Genomic DNA, 19,275 nt, shown 5'->3' with positions numbered 1-19,275 from the left:
CCAAGTGATCTACCACGTGGTACGCCTGACCGATAATGTGACGAACGGGATTTTCGTCAACATGCGTTAGTCGCTTAAGAAAAGACCCTGTGCACCCTACCTTTGATCTCTGGCCTGGCCAGAGATTTTTGCTTTTGTACGGGCGGTCGGGCACGCGAAGCGCGACCCGACGCCGTGTTAGTCGGCTTTCTCGACAAAAATCCCATCCGGATGCCCCAGTTCGTTAAAAAACCAGATGCCGAGCGGGTAGTCTTCCAGTGAGACCAGGTACATTGTCCCTTCACTAAACTCTTCAATTGCCAGCACCACGCCCGGGCGGCGCGGCCCACCGTCCGTTTTAACGGTGACCCGATCGTTGACCTTCATACATTCCTCCTCTGGTTTTGAGCCAGTGTAGAACAAAACGCAAAAACGCACATCGCTGCCCGGTGTGAATGGCGTTTTTATACACAGGCTATACTTACCGTTGGACCGCGTTGAAGGTTGAATGAGGAACCCCGTAATGAAGACCGATAAAGAGTACAGCGACACCATTAAGCGTGAAGTCGAGGTGGATGTCGATGCCCTGCTGGCCGCCATCAATGAGATCAGTGAGTCAGAAGTCCGCCGGACGGACGACAATTCAGACCGCGTCATTGTCAACGGAAGGGACTATCACACCTATCGTGAGCTGGCGGAGGCCTTCGAGCTGGATATACACGACTTTAGCGTGTCTGAAGCCAATCGGTAGGGCGAAAAAAATCCCGGTCATGGGGATGGCCGGGATCAAAACTTGCTTTTGCAAGAAGCACTTGAAAATTCGTTACACCAGGAAATCTGATGTACATGCCACACTATCCCCAACGAATTTGTCTGACAAGCATATATTCTTATGATGAATATATTATTTTCAGCATTATGAATTTGGTTATGAGCAGCAACATACGCCGAATGCGGGTTTGCCAGGGTCCGTTCTCATTGTTCCGGTTTTTATTCCGGCTATTTTTTAGGAATTTTCTTAGAAAGCGACGCCACCGTTACCAGGAGTCTGTATGCCTTCACTGCGGGATCCCTTGCTGATTTTTTCCGATCTGGACGGCTCGTTGCTCGATATCCATACCTACGAGTGGCAGCCCGCGCTGCCCTGGCTGGACAGGCTGCTGGATAACCAGGTTCCGCTCATTCTCTGTAGCAGCAAAACGGCGGCCGAGATGCTGGACATTCAGCAGGATCTGGGTCTGGAAGGCCTGCCGTTTATTGCCGAGAACGGCGCGGTTATTCAGCCTGACGTGCGGTGGGAAAAGGTGCCGCGTCAGATTAGAGGAATGTTACACCGGGATATTCGCCCGCGGATCGAGCAAATCCGCCTGGAGACGGGCGTTAAGTTCACCACCTTTGACGACGTGGACGATCGCATTATCAGTGAGTGGACCGGCCTGACGCGCTATCGCTCTGCGCTGGCCCGCAGGCAGGAAGCCTCGGTCACGCTCATCTGGCGCGACAGCGACGAGAAAATGGTCCAGTTTGAAGAGGCGCTGGCGCGTAGCGGTCTGCAATGTCTGCAGGGGGCGCGGTTCTGGCATATTCTTGACACCCGCTGCGGTAAAGACGTGGCGGTTAACTGGCTGATTGAGCAGTACCGTGAGCAGGAAGCGATCGAACCCACGACGCTGGGACTCGGTGATGGCCCGAATGATGCGCCGCTGCTGGACAGCATGGATTACGCGGTAGTGATTAAAGGCATTAACCGTCTGGGCATCACGCTACGGGACGATAATCCCGCGCGGGTTTATCACACCCAACAACCCGGTCCCGCGGGCTGGCACGAGGGGCTGGATCACTTCCTCTCCTGATCCCGCCACACAACGCGGTTACGCCCGGTCTGTTTAGCCTGGTATAAGCGGGCGTCCGCCACGGACTGCAATTGTTCAAAATCGTAATTCCCCTTTTCATCCGCGCTGCTGACCCCCAGCGAGGCGCTGATGCGCAGGGTCGTGCTCTTCTTCACCAGAATCTCCTTGCTGTTGATGCGGCAACGAATACGCTCCGCAACCCCTCTCGCCTCCTCAAGGCTAATCCCCGGCAGGGCGACACAAAACTCTTCCCCGCCGACACGCCCTGCGACATCGTTTTTGCGTAACCCGGTGGCAATCAGCCCCGCCGTATGGGACAGCACCTTATCACCGGCCTGATGGCCGAAACGGTCGTTGATGCTTTTAAAATGGTCGAGATCGATCTGAATCACCGAGAAGGGCAGCGACTGCTGGCGACAGGTTTCTGCCAGCATTTTCGCGCGGTCGAACAGCGCGCCGCGATTATTCAGCCGGGTGAGCGGATCGTGCCAGGCCTGCCACTGCAGCGAATGCTGAAGCGTATACATGTTGCTTACCATCCGACGGATCACCAGCCACGAGATCAATAGCATGGCGGTAAACAGCGCCCACAGCAGCGCCAGCACAATACTGATGCTGCCGAAGTCGTCCTGCACCCCTTCATGCAGGGTGTGGATCCGCAGAACGACGCCATCGAAGTGATCGAGCCGCTCCCAGCTAATAAAACGGCTTCCGAGGCGGATGCCGCCGCCGGTATCATGTTCAATCGCCTGGGCAATCTGCGCCGTTTCGCGTTCGTCAAAGTGGTTAACCGGGTTACCCGCATGAGCAGAGGTGGCAATCAAATTGAGCCGGGTGTCGTACAGCTGATACTCCCCTTCCGTTCTGTCTTCCGTCGCGTCAGCCAGCAGACGTTGCATCGTGCCCAGTGTGAAATCCATCGCCACCACGCCATACCAGTAATGATCAAAATAGATGGGGACGCTGGCGGTGATCGCGCGTTCATCGCCGGTCCATGCGGAGGGCGTGGAGATAAACCAGCGCACCGCGCGTGCGCGGTTGTTACGTTCTGACTGCTCGGTGAACCAGGATTGCGTGACCAGATGGTAATAGCGGGAGGTTATGTCACCCGCCTGCTCCGGCGTGTCGGTAGAGAGATAAAACCCGGCGCGGGAGACGTAGTTCACCCGCGATTCCGTCTGCGCTCTCGATGAGGCCAGCCGGAGCAGATATCCCACTTCCAGCGCGGCAGAAATTTCATTGCTGATGCGCTCCGCGTCGCGGTTGAGAAGCGTCGTTTTTTCGACGAACGCATCGGACACCCCGTTTATCGGCAGGGTGCGTTTTTTATCCACGGCAAGCTGCCAGGTGGGGAGTAGGCGCAGAGTATTGAAGCGTGACACCGCACTCTGTAAAGCGTCAAAGGCCAGCGGCGTCTGGATGGCATCGCGCATGCCCTGGCGGAACAACAGCATCCTGTCCACGCTGTTCTGTAGCTGTCTGTCCAGCGAACTGGCCACCGTATCCAGATGGTTACGCTGGCTGGAGACGTACGCGTCTTCCAGGACCACCACTTCGCGCCAGGTCAGGAGGGTGGAAAACACCAGAACGACAATAAAACAGAGATTAACAATCAGCCCCGGATTGCTACGTTTATGCAGCCATTGCAAAAAAGATTGTCTCACAACAAAGGTATCGCGCTGCACACACACTCCCTGATCACTGCCCTACACCCTGAGATAAAAACGCCCGGCAAAGCCGGGCGTTACGTGATTAAGCCTTGTCCCGCTTGTGCTGTCCGTCACCCGGCTGAAGCTCATCTTCACGGAATGCTTCCCGCTTGATGCCGTAGCCATCGTGCCACCGACATTCCACCATTCCGCTGGAATACCCGGTCACAATCATACGTGGACCGCCCTTCTTCGGCTTAACTTCATCACTGACCAAAAAGACCATACCTGCCTCCTGTATCAGGGTGAAACTGTTTCAATTTAGACGAGGAATGGTCTTTTTGCACCCCGCACCGGGTAACAATTAGTGCGACGTACCGCGGAGTTTCTCAACCCCTTTTACCGCCGCAACCACGATGGCGCCAATGATAAAGCCCAGCACCAGATTCAGCAGCGTGGGCAGCATCGCCGCGACAACCGCCCCCTGTGTGGCGGAGAAATGTTCGATAGCATGGTGCAGTGGGGCAATGCCGTGAACCACAATCCCGCCGCCGACGAGGAACATCGCCAGCGTGCCCACCACGGACAAACTCTTCATCAGCCACGGGGCCAGCACCAGTAAGCTCTTGCCGATGCCTTTCGCCACCGCGCTCGATTTCGTCTCCAGCCAGTAGCCGATGTCATCCAGCTTCACGATCAATCCCACCAGGCCGTAGACACCTACCGTCACCAGAAGGGCAATGCCGGAGAGGATCAGCACCTGATTCAGGAGCGGCGCGTCAGAGACAATGCCCAGCGTAATGGCGACAATTTCAGCGGACAGAATAAAGTCGGTGCGAATGGCGCCTTTGACTTTATCACGCTCGAAGGTCTTCGGATCCTGAGCGGCCAGCGCTTCAAGACGCTGCTGACGCATCTCCGGGGTATCGCTCTCCTTGCGCGCGCTAAAGGAGTGCAGGACCTTCTCGACGCCCTCAAAGCAGAGAAATGCCCCGCCAATCATTAATAGCGGCGTGATCGCCCACGGAATGAACGCGCTGATAAGCAGCGCCAGCGGCACCAGAATCACCTTATTGAGGAAGGAGCCTTTTGCTACCCCCCACACCACCGGCAGTTCACGGTTGGCCCTCACCCCACTCACCTGCTGGGCGTTCAGCGACAAATCATCTCCCAGCACGCCGGCGGTTTTCTTCGCCGCCAGTTTCCCCATCACCGAAATGTCATCCAGTAAGGTGGCAATATCATCCAGCAATGTTAATAAGCTACTTCCTGCCAAAATCTTAATCCTTCATTTTTTGGTAATTAAGTGAATAGTATGGAGCAAAAGTACAAAGCCGGAAACAGGCTCCTCACGTCAACAAAAAATTCACATCAACTACACAATTAAAGGGCTCGCCAGCGCGATAGTTTTCGCGTTTACTATCAGCGACCTTTTTATTTCGTCGTGAGGGATTATGCGTTTCCGGCAATTGCTACCGCTCATCGGGGCACTCTTTTCGCTGTATATCATCTGGGGTTCAACCTACTTTGTCATTCGCATCGGCGTGGAAAGCTGGCCACCCCTGATGATGGCGGGCATTCGCTTCCTTTCGGCAGGCGTCCTGCTGCTCGCGTTCCTGCTGCTGCGCGGCCACAAGCTTCCCCCGCTGCGTCCGCTGCTGAATGCCGCGCTAATCGGCCTGCTGCTGCTGGCGGTAGGAAATGGGTTTGTAACGATTGCCGAGCACCAGAACGTGCCGTCCGGGATCGCCGCCGTGGTCGTTGCCACCGTGCCGCTCTTTACCCTCTGCTTCAGCCGCCTTTTCGGCATCCGCACCCGCAAGCTGGAATGGCTGGGAATTGGTATCGGACTCGCCGGTATTATTCTACTCAACAGTGGCGGGAACCTGAGCGGGAATCCGTGGGGCGCAGTGATTATCCTGATAGGCTCCATGAGCTGGGCGTTTGGCTCGGTATACGGTTCACGTATCACGCTCCCCACCGGCATGATGGCGGGCGCAATTGAGATGCTCGCCGCGGGGATTGTTCTGCTGCTCGCCTCGGCGTTGACGGGAGAAAAGCTGACCACGCTGCCGGACCTGTCGGGCTTTCTCGCGGTAGGGTATCTGGCGCTGTTTGGCTCAATCATCGCCATTAACGCCTACATGTTCCTGATCCGCAACGTCTCCCCGGCGGTTGCCACCAGCTACGCCTACGTTAACCCGGTGGTGGCCGTACTGCTCGGCACGGGTTTAGGCGGGGAAACGCTCTCTGCCGTTGAATGGCTGGCGTTGGGGATCATTGTGTTTGCCGTCGTGCTGGTCACCCTGGGCAAATATTTGCTGCCAGCAAAACCGGTCGTCACCCCTTGCGAGGCGGAGAAACCGTGAGCAGGTGAATCCCCTGCGTGTCGATCTTCGCGGTCTGACCGCCGCCGCAGATCCACTCTTCCAGCCGTTCCGACAGTTCAACGTCGTTCAGCTTTAATCTGCCTCTCAGCGCACACTCCCAGACGATCAGCACCCGCCAGCCCTGCGCCATCAGCGTGGTCAGATCCCGCCTGTCGCGTTCAACGTTCTTGCCAATCTTATCCAGCCAGAAGTCGGTGCGCGTCGCCGGGACTTTAAACAGGTAGCAGTCGTGATGATGCCAGAAACAGCCGTGGGTAAAGATGATGCACTGCCAGGCGTCGATGACGAAATCGGGGCGCCCCGCAAGGGCAGCATCCTGCACGCGGAAATCAAACCCCGCCTGCGTCAGCAGCGCGGCCACGCGCTTTTCTATGGCGGTGTCACGCGTGCCGATGGCACGCATGTTTTTACTGCGCGTCGCCTTATTGTGAACATCCGTCATTGACGGCCTCACCCTGACGAAGTGCCACCGCCTGTCTGATGCGCGAGGCCAGCAGTTTTGCCACGGCCGCGAACGCCGGCACCACTACCGAGTTGCCAAACTGGCGGTACGCCTGGGTGTCCGAAACCGGAATGCGGAAGCGATAACCCTGTGGCGTCTCAAAGCCCATCAACCGGGCGCACTCCCGCGGCGTTAAGCGTCGCGGACGGTGACGCTGGTTGAGCGGATCGTCGAAATCTTTTTCGCCCAGCGCCTTGTCCCAGCCTCTGTCGATAAGGATTTCCGCGCCGTCTTTGTAGTAACGCGCGGAGAGCGTGCGCGTCACGCTGTGCGGATCGTTCGGATCTACCATCCCGAAGCCGAAGCCGTTGCCCTTCGCCTGATGTTTCTTGGCATAGCGGTAGAGGTATTTCCACAGCACCGGGGTGAGGATGAACTTCGCGTCAACGACAGGCTCCAGCAGGTCGGCCACGGTGGGACGGCGCTCGGGGTAGAGAGACGGGATATCCCGCAGAGTGAAATCGCCCTTCAGATTGAGATCGCGGCGGAAACCCACCAGCACGATGCGTTCGCGGTGCTGGGGCAGGAAATGTTTACCATCAATGATTTTTGGGTCATCTGCGCCCATGTTCTGGGCATCGGCCACGTCATAACCCAGCTCATCCAGCGTTTGCATGATAATGCGGAAGGTTTTCCCGCCGTCGTGGCTTTTTAAATTCTTAACGTTTTCCAGCACGAAAATGGCCGGGCGACGGGCGTCAATGATACGGGCTACGTCAAAAAACAGCGTTCCCTGGGTATCGCAGGCGAAACCGTGGGCGCGTCCGAGTGCGTTCTTTTTTGAGACGCCGGCCAGCGAGAAAGGCTGGCACGGAAAGCCAGCCAGCAGCACATCATGCGCCGGGATGGTCTGGCGAATATGTTCGGCGGCCTGTTCATCGCTGACACCGCTTTTATGGCTCAGGGTGACATCGCGGATGTCGGCGTTGAAATGATGCGCCTGCGGATCGCAATACCAGTTGGCCTTGTAGGTCCGCACGGCATGTTTGTTCCACTCGCTGGTAAACACGCACTGACCCCCGATAGCTTCAAAGCCGTGTCGGATGCCGCCAATACCGGCGAACAGATCGATAAAGCGGAAGGCATAGTTCGGGTGCGCAGCGGAAGGACGTGGAAGCAGATTTTGCAGATAACGAAACTCGCCTTCACTCAGGCGACGCCCTGCCCGCTCGCTGGTCACCAGCCGTTTAAGAATGGCCGGGCTCCAGTGGTTCTCACCGTGCGCCACCAGCAGATTGGCCAGCGTTTTAGCATCATAGATATCCAACAGCTGACGCAGTAACGCCTGCACCGTTGCCGTTGATTTCTCAGCCTGCTCAGGCGCGGGCTCAGTCACTGATCGTTTTTCCTGCATTCTTTTAACCGGAGAATAAAGACTGGAGACAGATTACCACAGTTCATTCATGCAAACTGCGACGGAAGCGGTTCATCACCTGGCTATCCAGCCCGATGCAGTCGCCGTGCAATTCGGCGCTGAGTTTCGCCATAAACTGGATCAGGAAATCAGCGTTGTGCCGTGCCAGCTCGCGGCCCATTTCCGTTTGCATGGTATCAGGCAGTCGCAGCAGTTTGGTCTGAAAATGGTCGAGAGCAAATGCCCGATCATCAAGCGTACGCGCATCGGCAAAGGGATCGTCTGCGTCAAACAGCGCCACGCCCAGTGCGCCCGAGACGGCAAAGACGCGCGCGAGGCCGATAGCCCCTAGTGCTTCCAGCCGGTCAGCATCCTGGACTATTTTCGCTTCCACGCTCTGCGGCGCGATCCCGGCGCTGAAGCTGTGCGCCTCAATGGCATGTGCAACGCCTGCATAGTGCTCCGAGGGGAAGTCCGGGAAGTCGCGCTGCAAAATGTCGCGGGTTTTGCGCGCGGCCAGTTGCGATGACTGGCTGCGTTCGGGATGGTTTTTCGGCAGGCTAACGATATCGTGAAAATAGCAGGCGGTCAGGACTACCAGCGGATCTGCGGTCTGGCGAGACATGATTTTTTGCGCCGTTTTCCAGACGCGACGAAAGTGCGAAATATCATGCGCAGCATCGTCAGAGGTGTGGTTTTCGTCGAGCCAGCGCTCAAAACGCTGTTGCCACTGCGTTAGTTCCATCGTGATGCCCTGTCGTGAAATCTGAGCCTGAACTATAACACAACCAAATTAAATGAATTAATAAATAGAAGCTCGAAATACTTAATAATAATTACTCTATATTAAATCAAACAATTAATTCATAAGAAAAATAAAGAGATTAAAAGAAATATTTTGCAATATTTAAACGGATTTAATTACATTTATTTTTGAAACTAAAGCTCAATAGCTGGAATAGTATCGACGCTGTAATTGCGGAGAGTGATTACATATATTCATATAAATTATCTTTCAAGAGAATATATAATGAAAAGAAAAGTTCTGGCTATTCTTGTACCCGCGTTATTAATGGCTGGCGCAGCAAATGCGGCTGAAATGTATAACAAAAATGGCAACAAAGTTGACCTGTACGGCAAAGTCGATGCGCGTCATACCTTCTCTGACAACCCGGGCGACGACGGCGATGAAACCTATGTACAAATTGGTTTCAAAGGCGAAACCCAGATCACCCACGATCTGATCGGTTACGGCCAGTGGGAATATAAAACCTACGCGAATAATACCGAATCTGCAGGCGATAAATCATTTAACCGTCTGGCGTATGCAGGCCTGAAATATGGCGAATACGGTTCATTCGATTATGGCCGTAATTACGGTGTCGTGTATGACGTCGAAGCCTGGACCGATATGCTGCCGGTATTTGGCGGTGATTCTTACACCTGGACCGATAACTTCATGAACGGCCGTGCTAACGGTCTGGCAACCTACCGTAATACAGATTTCTTCGGTCTGGTGGAAGGTCTGAATTTTGCGCTGCAGTATCAGGGTAATAATGAAGGTTCCAACGCTGATGAAGATCAGGAAGGCACCAAAAACGGTCACAACGACGTGCGCTTCCAGAACGGTGATGGATTCGGTATTTCTTCCTCTTATGACTTTGACTTCGGTCTGAGCCTTGGCGCAGCGTACTCCTCTTCTGATCGCACCAATGAACAAGAAGGATTAGGCCATAACAGCGCGCTTATCGCTGGCGGTGAAAAAGCAGACGTGTGGACTATTGGCGCTAAATACGATGCTAACAACATCTATCTGGCGATGATGTATGCGCAAACTCGTAACATGACGCCATATGGCGATTATGGTATTGCTGATGAGACGCAAAACTTCGAAGCCGTTGCACAGTATCAGTTCGACTTCGGTCTACGTCCTTCCCTGGCATGGGTTTACTCCAAAGGTAAAGACATGACTTATCCGGGTAACCACAGCCACCCACAGGGTCAGCACGGTGATATGGATCTGGTGAACTATATCGATCTTGGCATGACCTACAGCTTCAATAAAAACTTCTCCACATACGTTGATTACAAAATCAACCTGCTGGATAACGATGAATACTTCTATGAAGCCAATGGCATCTCTACTGATGACATCGTTGGCGTAGGCATGACCTATCAGTTCTAACCCCCCTAAAAACACCAAAGGCCGCAATCGCGGCCTTTTTTCTTTCTGAAGATCTTACGGCGCTTCCTGCAGCGCCACGCGGATAAACCCGTTATTCTGCGCCAGCAGCTCATGGGCTTTCCACGCATCCAGCCCTGTCAGCACCATCAGTACCGCCGTTTTACAGTGATGGTTACAGGCTTCCAGCGCCGCTTTTGCCTGCGCCCGGGTGCATCCCCCCGCTTCCATCACAATGGCGATTTGCCGTTCCGCCCAGTGGGTATTGCTTGCCTCAAGATCCACGCGCAGGTTGCTGTAGACGCGCCCGGTACGAACGGCCAGCCCGGTGGCGATCATCGAGAGGATCATTTTTTGCGCAATCCCGGCTTTGGTGTTGAGATAACCAGCCACAACGTCAGGCCCCAACTCTGGCGCGATGACCATGCTCGCCAGCAGTGCTGCTTCACTTTGCGCATCGCTGGTTATAATCGCCACCGGCGAACCCAGCGACCAGGCATGCCGCATGGCGCCCCAGACCCACGGCGTTTTTCCGCTGACGCTCACCGCCAGCATCATATCGTGTTCACCAAAGTTGATGGCCTGCAGGTCGGCTACACCGCGCTCGTAACTCCCTTCCCCCTCTTGCGGCGTCACGGCAATCACCGGGGTTTTGCCCGGCGCATAGTCATCGGCGACCTGTTGCGCGACGCAGCCCGACGGCCCCGCGCCGACAATCACCAGGCGTCCCCCGTGGTTAAGGGTCGCGGCGGCGTTATCCACCACGCGGGCAAGCGCAGGTAAACACGGGGTGATGGCAGCAGAAATGAGTGCATCATCCTGGTGAATGACTTTCAGCATGTCCAGCGTGGACAATCTATCAATATTCATCGTGCTGGCGTGCCGTCTTTCCTTGACCGAACCGGTAAGCATAATGCTCATAAACAGCCTCCTTATTATGAGTACCCACACACTATAAAGTGTTTTATATAGATGACCTGCGAGGGGGGTCACGAAAAGAGGACCCAATCCTCGCTTTTACATGGCTTTAAGAAAAGCGCGTCATCGGCGATAATTACCCCCTTTCTTTATCATCGCGGAGTGTTGATGAGCGATTTGCAGCCTTTCCTTCCGACGCGCAAGCGCCCCATGAAACTCAATACACTGGTCACGCTGATGGTGTGCGCGATTATCGGTTCAGTCCTGCTGGTGGTCTTTGCGCTCTATTCGGTGCAGATCACCCGGGCAACACGCGATGATGTCAAAGACACCGCGCTCGGCATTGCCCGCACCCTCGCCGATAGCCCCGAGATCCAGCGCGGCCTGATGCAGGCACCGCAGGAGAATATTATTCAGCCCATCGCCCAGGCGGTGACGAAACGAAACGATCTGCTGTTCACCGTGGTCACCGATATGCGCGGGATCCGCTATTCACACCCGAACGAGGCGCTGCTGGGGCTGCATTTTATCGGCGATGATTTGAACCCGGCCCTGGAAGGCAAAGAGAACGTCTCCGTTAACCGTGGCGCCCTCGCCGAAGCGCTGCGCGTTTTTACGCCCGTCTATGATAGCCAGCACGAACAGATCGGTGTGGTCGTGGTCGGTATCTCCCTCAAAAAAGTGGAAGATCAGATTTCCCGTGGCCGACTCAACGCCGTCTGGACCATTTTGTTCAGTATTTTTATGAGTTCTATGGCGATTTGGGGCCTGGTGCGGGTCCTGAAACGCATCCTGTTCGGACTCGAACCTTACGAAATATCCGCCCTGTTTGAACAGCGCCAGGCGATGCTGCAGTCGCTGCGGGAAGGGGTGCTGGCGGTCGATATTCACGGGCGCGTGACGATGATCAACCACACCGCCAGAGAGATACTCCTCCTGCCCTCCGGCAAGCAGAGCGAAAACGCCAGCGCTCCCCTGCTGGCCAGCCTGCGGGACGTGTCAAAAACGGGCGTTGCGCGTCAGGATCAGGAGATCAGCTGTAACGGGCGGCTGCTGCTGTGCAACATGGTGCCGGTGAAAAGCCAGGATCGGGTGATAGGCGCCATCACCACCTTCCGCGATAAAACCGAGATCAGCCAGCTGATGCAGCGTATCGACGGCATGGTCAATTACGTCGACGCCCTGCGCGCCCATACGCACGAGTTTATGAACAAGCTGCATGTGATCCTGGGTCTGCTGAACATTAAGCGCTACGACAAGCTTGAAGAGTACATCCTCCAGACGGCGCATAATTATCAGACCGATATTGGCACCATCCAGAGCAAGGTGAAATCCCCGGTGATCGCCGGGTTCCTGCTGGGTAAAATCAACCGGGCGAAAGAGGCCGGGATCAGCCTCACCCTCGCAGATGAATGCCAGATCCCGGATACCGCCAGCGAAGAGCAGGTCGCGGTGCTGGTCACCGTGCTCGGCAACTTAATTGAAAACGCGCTGGACGCGATGGAAGGCCAGCCGGAAGGTGAGATCACCCTGCTGCTGCACTATCAGAACGGCTGGCTCAGCTGCGAAGTCAGCGATGACGGTCCGGGTATTGATCCCGACCAGCTGGAGACTATTTTTACTAAAGGCTTCTCAACAAAAGGTGAAAACCGCGGCGTTGGGCTGTTCCTTGCCCGTCAGCAAATTCAGAACCTCGGCGGAGACATTACCGTCGAATCTGAACCTGGCGTATTTACCCAATTTTTTGTTCACATCCCCTGGGATAGCGAGAGGAATATCGCGTGATAAATGTATTAATTGTCGATGATGACGCCATGGTAGCCGACCTCAACCGTCTGTACGTCAACCGTGTTGAAGGCTTTAGCTGCTGCGGCGTCGCCTCCACGCTGAACCAGGCCGAGGCCGTGATTAACGACCCGAATCAGCCAGTGGATCTGGTGCTGCTGGATGTCTATATGCAGCAGGACAACGGGCTGGATCTGCTGCCGGTTATCCGCGCATCCGGTCGTCCGATTGATGTCATCATGATCTCCTCGGCTGCCGATGCCGCGACCATTCAGACCTCTATCCACTACGGCGTGGTGGATTATCTGATTAAACCGTTCCAGTTCCCGCGCTTTGAAGAGGCGCTGAACAGCTGGAAGGCAAAGCACAGCCTGATGGGCTCGCACCAGTATTATGAGCAGGCGGACGTTGACCGGCTGATCCACGGCGGGGCGCCGGAACTGGCGGATAACAAAAAGCTGCCGAAAGGGTTAACGCCGCAGACGCTGCGTACCATCTGCCAGTGGATTGACGCCCATCCGGAAACCGAGTTTTCCACCGATGACCTGGCAAGCGCCGTTAATATCTCCCGCGTCTCCTGCCGTAAGTACCTGATATGGCTGGCGCAGATCAATATCCTGTTCACCAGCATTCACTACGGCGCCACCGGGCGTCCGGTGTATCGTTATCGTCTCCAGCCGGAGCAGACGGGCCTGCTCAAGCAGTACTGTCAGTAACGCGGTAGTCGTTATCCAGCAGGGTAAAACGGAAGTGGTGCGCTGAAGAGAGCACCACTTCTTTTGTTTTGGTGACAAAAATAGCTTCAATATCGGGGCGCGAGCGCAGGGCCGCACAGCCCTTCTCCACGCCCATGCCATACATCAGCGTGGTCCAGATATCGCCATCAATGGAATCTGTCGAAATGATGGTCACACTGTCCAGTTCGTTATCCAGCGGGTATCCGCTGCGCGGATCGAGAATGTGGTGATAGCGTTTGCCGTTTTGTTCAAAGTAGCGTTCATAAGTGCCGGACGTCACCACGGAGCGGTTCTCTACCGTCATGGCGCCGATCAGTTCATCACCGGCAAACGGTTTTTTGAGCCCTACGCTCCAGCCCCCTTCCGGCGAGCCTAACGTCTGGATATTCCCCCCGAGGTTGATCAGCCCGAGTTCAGCGCCCTCTTTGCGCAGGTAATCCCGCACCCTGTCGGCGATATAGCCTTTGGCGATGGCCCCGAGGTCGATCTCCATGCCTGCCCGGGTCAGGAACACGCTGCTGCTGGCGTCATCCAGTACCACATCCTCAGGACGGGTAATCGTAAGCAGGGTCGCAATCTCATCGGCTGGCGGTACGCTGTCGCCGCGAAACCCGATTTTCCAGCGCTTCACCAGCGGGCCGATGGCCAGGTTAAACGCACTGTCTTTAAGGAGGCTTGCCGCTTTCGCGCAGCGAATCAGCTCAAACACCGGACGGCTGACGCTGACCGGATGCTGCCCCGCAGCATGGTTGATATCCATCACCTGCGAGTGGGCACGGTTGACGGTGAGCAGGTCTTCGTACTGTTTGATCAGGCGAAACACGCGGGATGCGAGGGCTTCGTCATGGGAGAAGAGTTTCAGGAGGATGGGAGAGCCCATCTGGACGGCGGAGTAACTGTAGACGCGGGTGTCATCAGGCATGGCATGTCTCCTCAGATATCGCCCCGGCCAGCACCGCGCCGCCGGGGAGAGTGCCGGATGCGCGCATCCGGCTTACAGAACAGGAGCCTTACATTCTTTTCGAACGCATCGCCGCCTGATGTCCGGCAAGGGTACCAAAAATAATGATATCTGCCACCGCGTTACCGCCGATACGGTTACCGCCGTGGATCCCGCCAACCACTTCACCGGCGGCAAACGCCCCTGGCAGCACGTTGTGGTTGCTGTCCAGCACGCAGGTATCGGTGTTGATGGTCACGCCGCCCATGGTGTGGTGCACGCCCGGCGCAATCTGAATGGCGTAGAACGGCCCTTCGTTGATCGGCGCACGCAGCGCGGTGGTACGGCCAAAGTCGTCATCGTGCTGTTTTTCCACGAAGCCGTTGTAACGCTCCAGAGTGGCCAGGAACGCGTGGTAATCCATTCCCAGCGCCTCTGCCAGGGCTTTTGGCGAGCTGGCGCTGGTCACGAAACCTTTGGCAATGTACTCATCCGCGGCTTTGTTTTTGGCACGAACATGCTCGTCAAAGACGATGTAAGCGTATTTCTCCGGCAGCGCGATGATCTGCGCCGAGACTTTATCGCGGGTTTCCATCTCATTGAAGAAACGGTTCCCCTGCTGGTTCACCAGAATCGCCCCGCCCCCGCGGATGGATTCGGAAATCAGATACGAGGTTTTCTGCTCAACGGTCGGGTGGATCTGGATCTCGCCCATATCCACCGTGCCGGCACCGATACGCTCCAGCAGCGCGATACCGCCACCGGTCGCCCCTTTGTGGTTGGTGGTCACGAAACCTTCGAGGTCCGGACGGTATTTCACCACCATCTGGCTGTTGGCGCTGAAGCCGCCGGTGGCGACAATCACGCTTTTGGTAGCCACGCTGATCGTTTCGTTCTCTTCGGTGGTCAGACGCACGCCGGTCACTTCGCCGTTCTCGAAAATAATGTCGCTGACGGAGGTATCGAGCATCACTTCGATGTTGCGTTTGTTGACGTTACGCACCAGGCCGCTGATCAGGTAGCCGCCGACCGCAGAACCGTCTTTTGGACGGTGGGTACGGTCAATGCTCATCCCACCGGTGGTGGTGATGTCGTTGAGCATAATGCCGCGGGTTGCCAGCCACTCAATCGCCTGTGGCGCATTCTCCACGAAGCGACGCAGCAGTTCAGGGTTGTTCTTGTTACCGCCCCCTTTCAGGCTCTCCTGGTAGAACAGCTCTTTGCTGTCCTGAATGCCTTTCACCCGCTGGAAGCGCGTCTCTGCGGCGTTCATCCCGGCAGAGGCTTTAATGGTGTTCCCGCCGATGGTGGGCATTTTCTCGACGATCAGCACGCTCGCCCCTTCGTCATGGGCCTGGATGGCTGCGGCCAGACCGGCACCGCCGCTCCCAACCACCACCACATCAACGCTGCGGGTTGCGTTCGGGTCAGCGCCCTCTTCTGCGGCCCGCGCTTTGCTGGATTTCAGCATCGCTTTAGAGACCGCTTTTTTCACCGCCTCGCTCTGGCTGGTGGCACCAGTGATGGCGTCCACGTGCGGGGTATTGGCATCCAGAATGCGGGAACGAATCTCTTCAAAGCTGGTGACAAACTCAACGTCGTCACCCGGGCCAGAGGCCAGCTCAATATCGGCGATGCGATCGGTTTCCAGGCTGACGTTTATCACCAGCTCGTTCGCCTCGTCCTGCACCTTCTCGGTGAACGTGCCCGGTTTGAATTTCGATTCGCCCATGCTCATGTCGCGGATCATCGCTTCCACCAGCGAGAAACGCCACAGCGGTTCAGGAATGCTCAGCGCCTCGCGTTTGGAGCTGTCCATAAACAGCTCCAGGGTTTCCCCGGCCGCGATGCGGTCAGTCCAGTCCGGGTAAGCAATGGTGGCGCGGCCAACGGCGATCAGATCGTAACCGTGGTCCAGCGCTTCACAGGCATCGGCAGCATTCACCACGCCGCCCACGCCCATGACCGGGATCTGCGCCAGGGTTTCAGAACGCATGGCGCAGTATTTTTCGATAAGCGGCGTCGGGTCCTGGGTATCTACGATGGAAGGACGCAGGGTGGCGCCCACGGAGAAGTGCAGGTAGTCCACACCGCGCGCCGCCAGTTTTTCCAGCAGGTACATGGTGTCTTCAAAGCGGATCCCTGGGACTTCCAGCTCTTCAGGGGAGAAACGGTAACCAATAATGAACGCATCGTCCGCGTACTGGCGCACCATTTTGTGGGTAATGTCCAGTACCGCCAGCGGGAATCTGGCGCGGTTGTCGCGGCTGCCGCCCCACTCGTCGTCGCGCTGGTTAGAGTTTGGCGAGTAGAACTGCTGAATCAGATAGGTGTTTGCCCCGTGAATTTCCACGCCGTCGAAACCGGCCTGGATGGCGCGGCGCACTGCTTCACCAAACTTGCCGATCATGCCTTCCACTTCTTCAGTGGTCAGCGCAACCGGTGTGGCCGCACCGTCACGCGGCGCAGCGACGGCGCTTGGGCCCACCGGCGTGCGGCCACCGATCAGTTTCGGGTCAACCATACGGCCGCCGTGGTAGATCTGCAGCAGGGCTTTCGAACCTTTGGATTTAATCGCCTCGGCGATTTTCGCCAGCCCGGCGATTTTCTCGTCGTTATCGATGCCAATCGCGCCCGGGAAAGCGAGACCGAGATCGTCGACGAAGCAGCACTCCACAATAATGGTCCCAATGCTGCCGGAACGGGCCCGGTAGTACTCCACCAGCTCGCTGGTGACCGTGCCGTCGTAATAGCCGGTACAGGTGGTCATTGGTGCCATTAACAAACGGTTTTTCAGTTCAGTACCATTCGGTAATGTGAAGGGAGTCAGAATGCGTTCGTTAGTGCTCATAATAGAAACTCCAAACTTTTAAAAATTAAGAATTCGTTATCGGATTGGTTTTTTATTTCGTCGTTATTTGCCGATGTCATGATATTAATATAATGATTTTTTTAGTTTCTAAAGCTATTACGTTAGTTAATAAACTATTTAATCCCTTCGATAACATTAATAACACATTGGTGTTAGCGATTGTGATTCAGGTATTCACATTAATTTAAAATCCGTTAAATTTTTAAAGGTAAGACCATTTCACCAGTAACAATAAAAATCTATGTTTTTCAACAAAATACCAAATTACCCACTGCGCAATTGTTACAGGATTGATAAAAGCACTTAAGAAATTACCTAATACCCACATACGCCTGAGTGGTTATTAATAAAAGCACAAAAATAACGCTGCAATTCTCTTTTTTTGATCGCGATCAATAGTTATGGCATCCAAAAGCGCAATATAAAAACATCATCAATTTTTAATTTAGCGCAATCAAAAATGCGTTAAATCGCTATTACTGAAAATACAAAACCGCACCTTTAATAACTAAAAAAAGCAAAGAAACTTAAGAAAGCGAATTTGTCTTTTCACTGCGACCGAATTCTTGACAACTTAAGACGTGAAACTATGAATACAAAAACTGCTGTAACGCCCCCTGTGGCGAATCAGGCATCAAATGGAAAAGCAAAACGACTGCTGATGATGGCACTGCCCGTCATTGTCGCCGTACTGCTGCTGTTTGTTCCGGTACCGGAAGGACTGCCGCCTTACGCGTGGCACTACTTCGCTATCTTTGTTGGCGTGATCGTCGGCCTGATCTTCGAACCCCTGCCGGGCGCGGTGATCGGCCTGACCGGCGTCGTGGCGATTGCGCTCTGCAGCCAGTGGGTGCTGTTCAGCCCCGATCAGCTGGCCGACCCGAAATTCAAGCTGGCTGGCGCCTCCTTTAAATGGGCGGTGAGCGGGTTTGGTAACTCGACCGTCTGGCTGATTTTCGGTGCCTTTATGTTTGCCGCAGGCTACGACAAAACCCGCTTCGGTCGCCGTCTGGCGCTGATTCTGGTGAAGTATCTCGGCCGTCGCAGCCTGACGCTCGGTTACGCCATTACCTTCGCGGACCTGCTGCTGGCACCGTTTACCCCGTCCAACACCGCGCGCAGCGGCGGGACCATCTACCCGATCATCGCTAACCTGCCGCCGCTGTACGGTTCAAAACCGAACGACCCAAGCGCGCGTAAAATTGGTTCGTACCTGATGTGGGTAGCCATCACCGCGGCCTGTATCACCAGTTCAATGTTCCTCTCCGCCCTTGCGCCGAACCTGCTGGCGCTGGCGCTGGTGAAAAGTACAGTGGGGATTGATATCTCCTGGGGAACCTGGTTCCTGGCCTTCCTGCCGCTGGGCATCCTGCTGATTCTGACCATGCCGCTGCTGGCCTACTGGTTCTACCCACCTGAAGTCAAAGTGAATAACGAAGTGCCGCTGTGGGCGACCCGCGAGCTGGAAAAACTCGGCAAACTGTCCCGCAATGAAATTCTGCTGCTGGTGTTCGTCTGCTGTGCCCTGCTGATGTGGATCTTCGCTGCCGCGTGGATTGAACCGGCGATGGCCGCCCTGCTCATCGTGGGTCTGATGTTATGGACCGGTGTGCTGGAGTGGAACGATATCACCGGTAATAAAGCCGCATGGAACACCTTCGTCTGGTTCGCCACCCTGGTGGCGCTGGCGGACGGCCTCTCCTCGACCGGCTTTATCAGCTGGCTGGGTAAAGAAGGCGGTCTGCTGATGAGCGGTATCTCGCCGGGCGTTGCCACCATCGTGCTGCTGCTTGCGTTCTACCTGCTGCACTACCTGTTTGCCAGCACCACCGCGCATACCACGGCGCTGCTGCCAGCGATGCTGACCATCGCCTCCACCATTCCGGGGATGAATATGGAAGTTTTCGTTCTGCTGATGGTGACCTCACTGGGCGTGATGGGGATCATCACCCCGTACGGTACGGGTCCAAGCCCGATTTACTACGGAAGCGGCTACCTGCCAACCAAAGACTACTGGCGCCTCGGCACGATCTTCGGTGCCATCTTCCTGGCGGCCCTGCTGCTGATTGGTTATCCGTGGATGTCCATGATGTTCTGATTCCTGACCGCCGGAC

Annotated in this window: 17 protein-coding genes and 1 pseudogene; 8 read left to right on the top strand and 10 right to left on the bottom strand. The window is 55.6% G+C overall.

Annotated elements, in window-relative coordinates:
* Nucleotides 1-70, top strand: a pseudogene (gene rcsA, locus C5687_RS24625) (transcriptional regulator RcsA); the annotation flags it as partial.
* A gap of 107 nt (nucleotides 71-177) precedes the next feature.
* Here rcsA and dsrB read toward each other — a convergent pair.
* Nucleotides 178-366: a protein DsrB gene (gene dsrB / locus C5687_RS24915; protein ID WP_008500312.1), complete on the bottom strand. Its 189-nt coding sequence runs from the start codon at nucleotides 364-366 to the stop codon at nucleotides 178-180.
* Between the two features lie 136 nt (nucleotides 367-502).
* Between dsrB and yodD the strand changes: the two genes are divergently transcribed.
* Complete coding sequence (gene yodD, locus C5687_RS18030; protein WP_013097742.1) at nucleotides 503-730, top strand: YodD family peroxide/acid resistance protein; 228 nt, start codon at nucleotides 503-505, stop codon at nucleotides 728-730.
* A 301-nt stretch (nucleotides 731-1,031) separates the two neighbouring features.
* On the top strand, nucleotides 1,032-1,832 hold the full coding sequence (locus C5687_RS18025; RefSeq protein ID WP_095441697.1) for a mannosyl-3-phosphoglycerate phosphatase-related protein: 801 nt from the start codon (nucleotides 1,032-1,034) through the stop codon (nucleotides 1,830-1,832).
* Here the strand turns inward: C5687_RS18025 and dgcQ are convergent.
* The 3 genes from dgcQ to C5687_RS18010 all read right to left on the bottom strand — a co-directional run bounded on the left by dgcQ (nucleotide 1,817) and on the right by C5687_RS18010 (nucleotide 4,757).
* Nucleotides 1,817-3,517 carry a cellulose biosynthesis regulator diguanylate cyclase DgcQ gene (gene dgcQ, locus C5687_RS18020; protein WP_104557494.1) on the bottom strand — a complete coding sequence of 567 codons (1,701 nt, stop codon included), beginning with the start codon at nucleotides 3,515-3,517 and terminating at the stop codon, nucleotides 1,817-1,819. The genes C5687_RS18025 and dgcQ overlap by 16 nt on opposite strands.
* Before the next feature lie 67 nt (nucleotides 3,518-3,584).
* The gene (locus C5687_RS18015) at nucleotides 3,585-3,767 is read right to left on the bottom strand and encodes a YodC family protein (protein WP_025759475.1); all 183 of its coding nucleotides are present in this window, start codon (nucleotides 3,765-3,767) and stop codon (nucleotides 3,585-3,587) included.
* A gap of 78 nt (nucleotides 3,768-3,845) precedes the next feature.
* Nucleotides 3,846-4,757: a DUF808 domain-containing protein gene (locus tag C5687_RS18010; RefSeq protein WP_025759476.1), complete on the bottom strand. Its 912-nt coding sequence runs from the start codon at nucleotides 4,755-4,757 to the stop codon at nucleotides 3,846-3,848.
* Between the two features lie 178 nt (nucleotides 4,758-4,935).
* Here C5687_RS18010 and yedA point away from each other — a divergent pair, with 178 nt between their 5' ends.
* Nucleotides 4,936-5,850, top strand: coding sequence for a drug/metabolite exporter YedA (gene yedA / locus C5687_RS18005; RefSeq protein ID WP_025759478.1), 915 nt, complete (start codon nucleotides 4,936-4,938; stop codon nucleotides 5,848-5,850).
* Here the strand turns inward: yedA and C5687_RS18000 are convergent.
* The 3 genes from C5687_RS18000 to C5687_RS17990 form a co-directional block, all read right to left on the bottom strand.
* On the bottom strand, nucleotides 5,822-6,313 hold the full coding sequence (locus C5687_RS18000) for a very short patch repair endonuclease (protein WP_104557493.1): 492 nt from the start codon (nucleotides 6,311-6,313) through the stop codon (nucleotides 5,822-5,824). The two genes, yedA and C5687_RS18000, sit on opposite strands and share 29 nt — an antisense overlap.
* Nucleotides 6,294-7,709, bottom strand: a complete 1,416-nt coding sequence (locus tag C5687_RS17995) for a DNA cytosine methyltransferase (protein WP_104557492.1) — start codon at nucleotides 7,707-7,709, stop codon at nucleotides 6,294-6,296. Before C5687_RS17995 ends, C5687_RS18000 begins: the two co-directional genes overlap by 20 nt.
* A 61-nt stretch (nucleotides 7,710-7,770) precedes the next feature.
* Complete coding sequence (locus tag C5687_RS17990) at nucleotides 7,771-8,472, bottom strand: phosphohydrolase (RefSeq protein WP_095441699.1); 702 nt, start codon at nucleotides 8,470-8,472, stop codon at nucleotides 7,771-7,773.
* A 285-nt stretch (nucleotides 8,473-8,757) separates the two neighbouring features.
* Between C5687_RS17990 and ompC the strand changes: the two genes are divergently transcribed.
* Entirely contained in the window at nucleotides 8,758-9,912 is a 1,155-nt protein-coding gene (gene ompC / locus C5687_RS17985) for a porin OmpC (protein WP_047958996.1), read from the top strand.
* A 54-nt stretch (nucleotides 9,913-9,966) separates the two neighbouring features.
* On the opposite strand, the gene C5687_RS17980 is transcribed toward ompC, so the two are convergent.
* Nucleotides 9,967-10,830: an N-acetylmuramic acid 6-phosphate etherase gene (locus tag C5687_RS17980; RefSeq protein WP_059385102.1), complete on the bottom strand. Its 864-nt coding sequence runs from the start codon at nucleotides 10,828-10,830 to the stop codon at nucleotides 9,967-9,969.
* Between the two features lie 165 nt (nucleotides 10,831-10,995).
* On the opposite strand from C5687_RS17980, the gene C5687_RS17975 reads away from it, so the two are divergent.
* Both C5687_RS17975 and dcuR read left to right on the top strand, forming a co-directional pair.
* The gene (locus C5687_RS17975) at nucleotides 10,996-12,612 is read left to right on the top strand and encodes a sensor histidine kinase (protein WP_104557491.1); all 1,617 of its coding nucleotides are present in this window, start codon (nucleotides 10,996-10,998) and stop codon (nucleotides 12,610-12,612) included.
* Nucleotides 12,609-13,328 carry a two-component system response regulator DcuR gene (dcuR, locus tag C5687_RS17970; protein WP_025759484.1) on the top strand — a complete coding sequence of 240 codons (720 nt, stop codon included), beginning with the start codon at nucleotides 12,609-12,611 and terminating at the stop codon, nucleotides 13,326-13,328. The genes C5687_RS17975 and dcuR overlap by 4 nt, the downstream gene beginning before the upstream one ends.
* On the opposite strand, the gene C5687_RS17965 is transcribed toward dcuR, so the two are convergent.
* Nucleotides 13,309-14,271: an FAD:protein FMN transferase gene (locus C5687_RS17965; protein WP_104557490.1), complete on the bottom strand. Its 963-nt coding sequence runs from the start codon at nucleotides 14,269-14,271 to the stop codon at nucleotides 13,309-13,311. The two genes, dcuR and C5687_RS17965, sit on opposite strands and share 20 nt — an antisense overlap.
* An 88-nt stretch (nucleotides 14,272-14,359) precedes the next feature.
* Complete coding sequence (locus tag C5687_RS17960) at nucleotides 14,360-17,140, bottom strand: flavocytochrome c (protein WP_104557489.1); 2,781 nt, start codon at nucleotides 17,138-17,140, stop codon at nucleotides 14,360-14,362.
* 610 nt (nucleotides 17,141-17,750) lie between these two features.
* Between C5687_RS17960 and C5687_RS17955 the strand changes: the two genes are divergently transcribed.
* Complete coding sequence (locus C5687_RS17955; RefSeq protein WP_014884418.1) at nucleotides 17,751-19,259, top strand: anion permease; 1,509 nt, start codon at nucleotides 17,751-17,753, stop codon at nucleotides 19,257-19,259.
* Nucleotides 19,260-19,275: the final 16 nt, after the last annotated feature.

Origin of the sequence: Enterobacter sichuanensis (assembly GCF_002939185.1) — a bacterium.
Lineage (GTDB): Bacteria > Pseudomonadota > Gammaproteobacteria > Enterobacterales > Enterobacteriaceae > Enterobacter > Enterobacter sichuanensis.
Note: the sequence above shows the minus strand (reverse complement) of the source record. Positions and strands in the feature narration are given on the sequence as shown.

Excerpts from the sequence above, each read along its gene's own strand:
- yedA (WP_025759478.1), top strand. The coding sequence starts at position 4,936 with ATGCGTTTCCGGCAATTGCTACCGCTCATCGGGGCACTCTTTTCGCTG.
- C5687_RS17975 (WP_104557491.1), top strand. The coding sequence starts at position 10,996 with ATGAGCGATTTGCAGCCTTTCCTTCCGACGCGCAAGCGCCCCATGAAA.
- C5687_RS18015 (WP_025759475.1), bottom strand. The coding sequence starts at position 3,767 with ATGGTCTTTTTGGTCAGTGATGAAGTTAAGCCGAAGAAGGGCGGTCCA.
- C5687_RS17960 (WP_104557489.1), bottom strand. The coding sequence starts at position 17,140 with ATGAGCACTAACGAACGCATTCTGACTCCCTTCACATTACCGAATGGT.
- C5687_RS17990 (WP_095441699.1), bottom strand. The coding sequence starts at position 8,472 with ATGGAACTAACGCAGTGGCAACAGCGTTTTGAGCGCTGGCTCGACGAA.
- dsrB (WP_008500312.1), bottom strand. The coding sequence starts at position 366 with ATGAAGGTCAACGATCGGGTCACCGTTAAAACGGACGGTGGGCCGCGC.
- C5687_RS17965 (WP_104557490.1), bottom strand. The coding sequence starts at position 14,271 with ATGCCTGATGACACCCGCGTCTACAGTTACTCCGCCGTCCAGATGGGC.
- ompC (WP_047958996.1), top strand. The coding sequence starts at position 8,758 with ATGAAAAGAAAAGTTCTGGCTATTCTTGTACCCGCGTTATTAATGGCT.
- yodD (WP_013097742.1), top strand. The coding sequence starts at position 503 with ATGAAGACCGATAAAGAGTACAGCGACACCATTAAGCGTGAAGTCGAG.
- C5687_RS18000 (WP_104557493.1), bottom strand. The coding sequence starts at position 6,313 with ATGACGGATGTTCACAATAAGGCGACGCGCAGTAAAAACATGCGTGCC.
- C5687_RS17955 (WP_014884418.1), top strand. The coding sequence starts at position 17,751 with ATGAATACAAAAACTGCTGTAACGCCCCCTGTGGCGAATCAGGCATCA.
- C5687_RS17980 (WP_059385102.1), bottom strand. The coding sequence starts at position 10,830 with ATGAGCATTATGCTTACCGGTTCGGTCAAGGAAAGACGGCACGCCAGC.
- C5687_RS18025 (WP_095441697.1), top strand. The coding sequence starts at position 1,032 with ATGCCTTCACTGCGGGATCCCTTGCTGATTTTTTCCGATCTGGACGGC.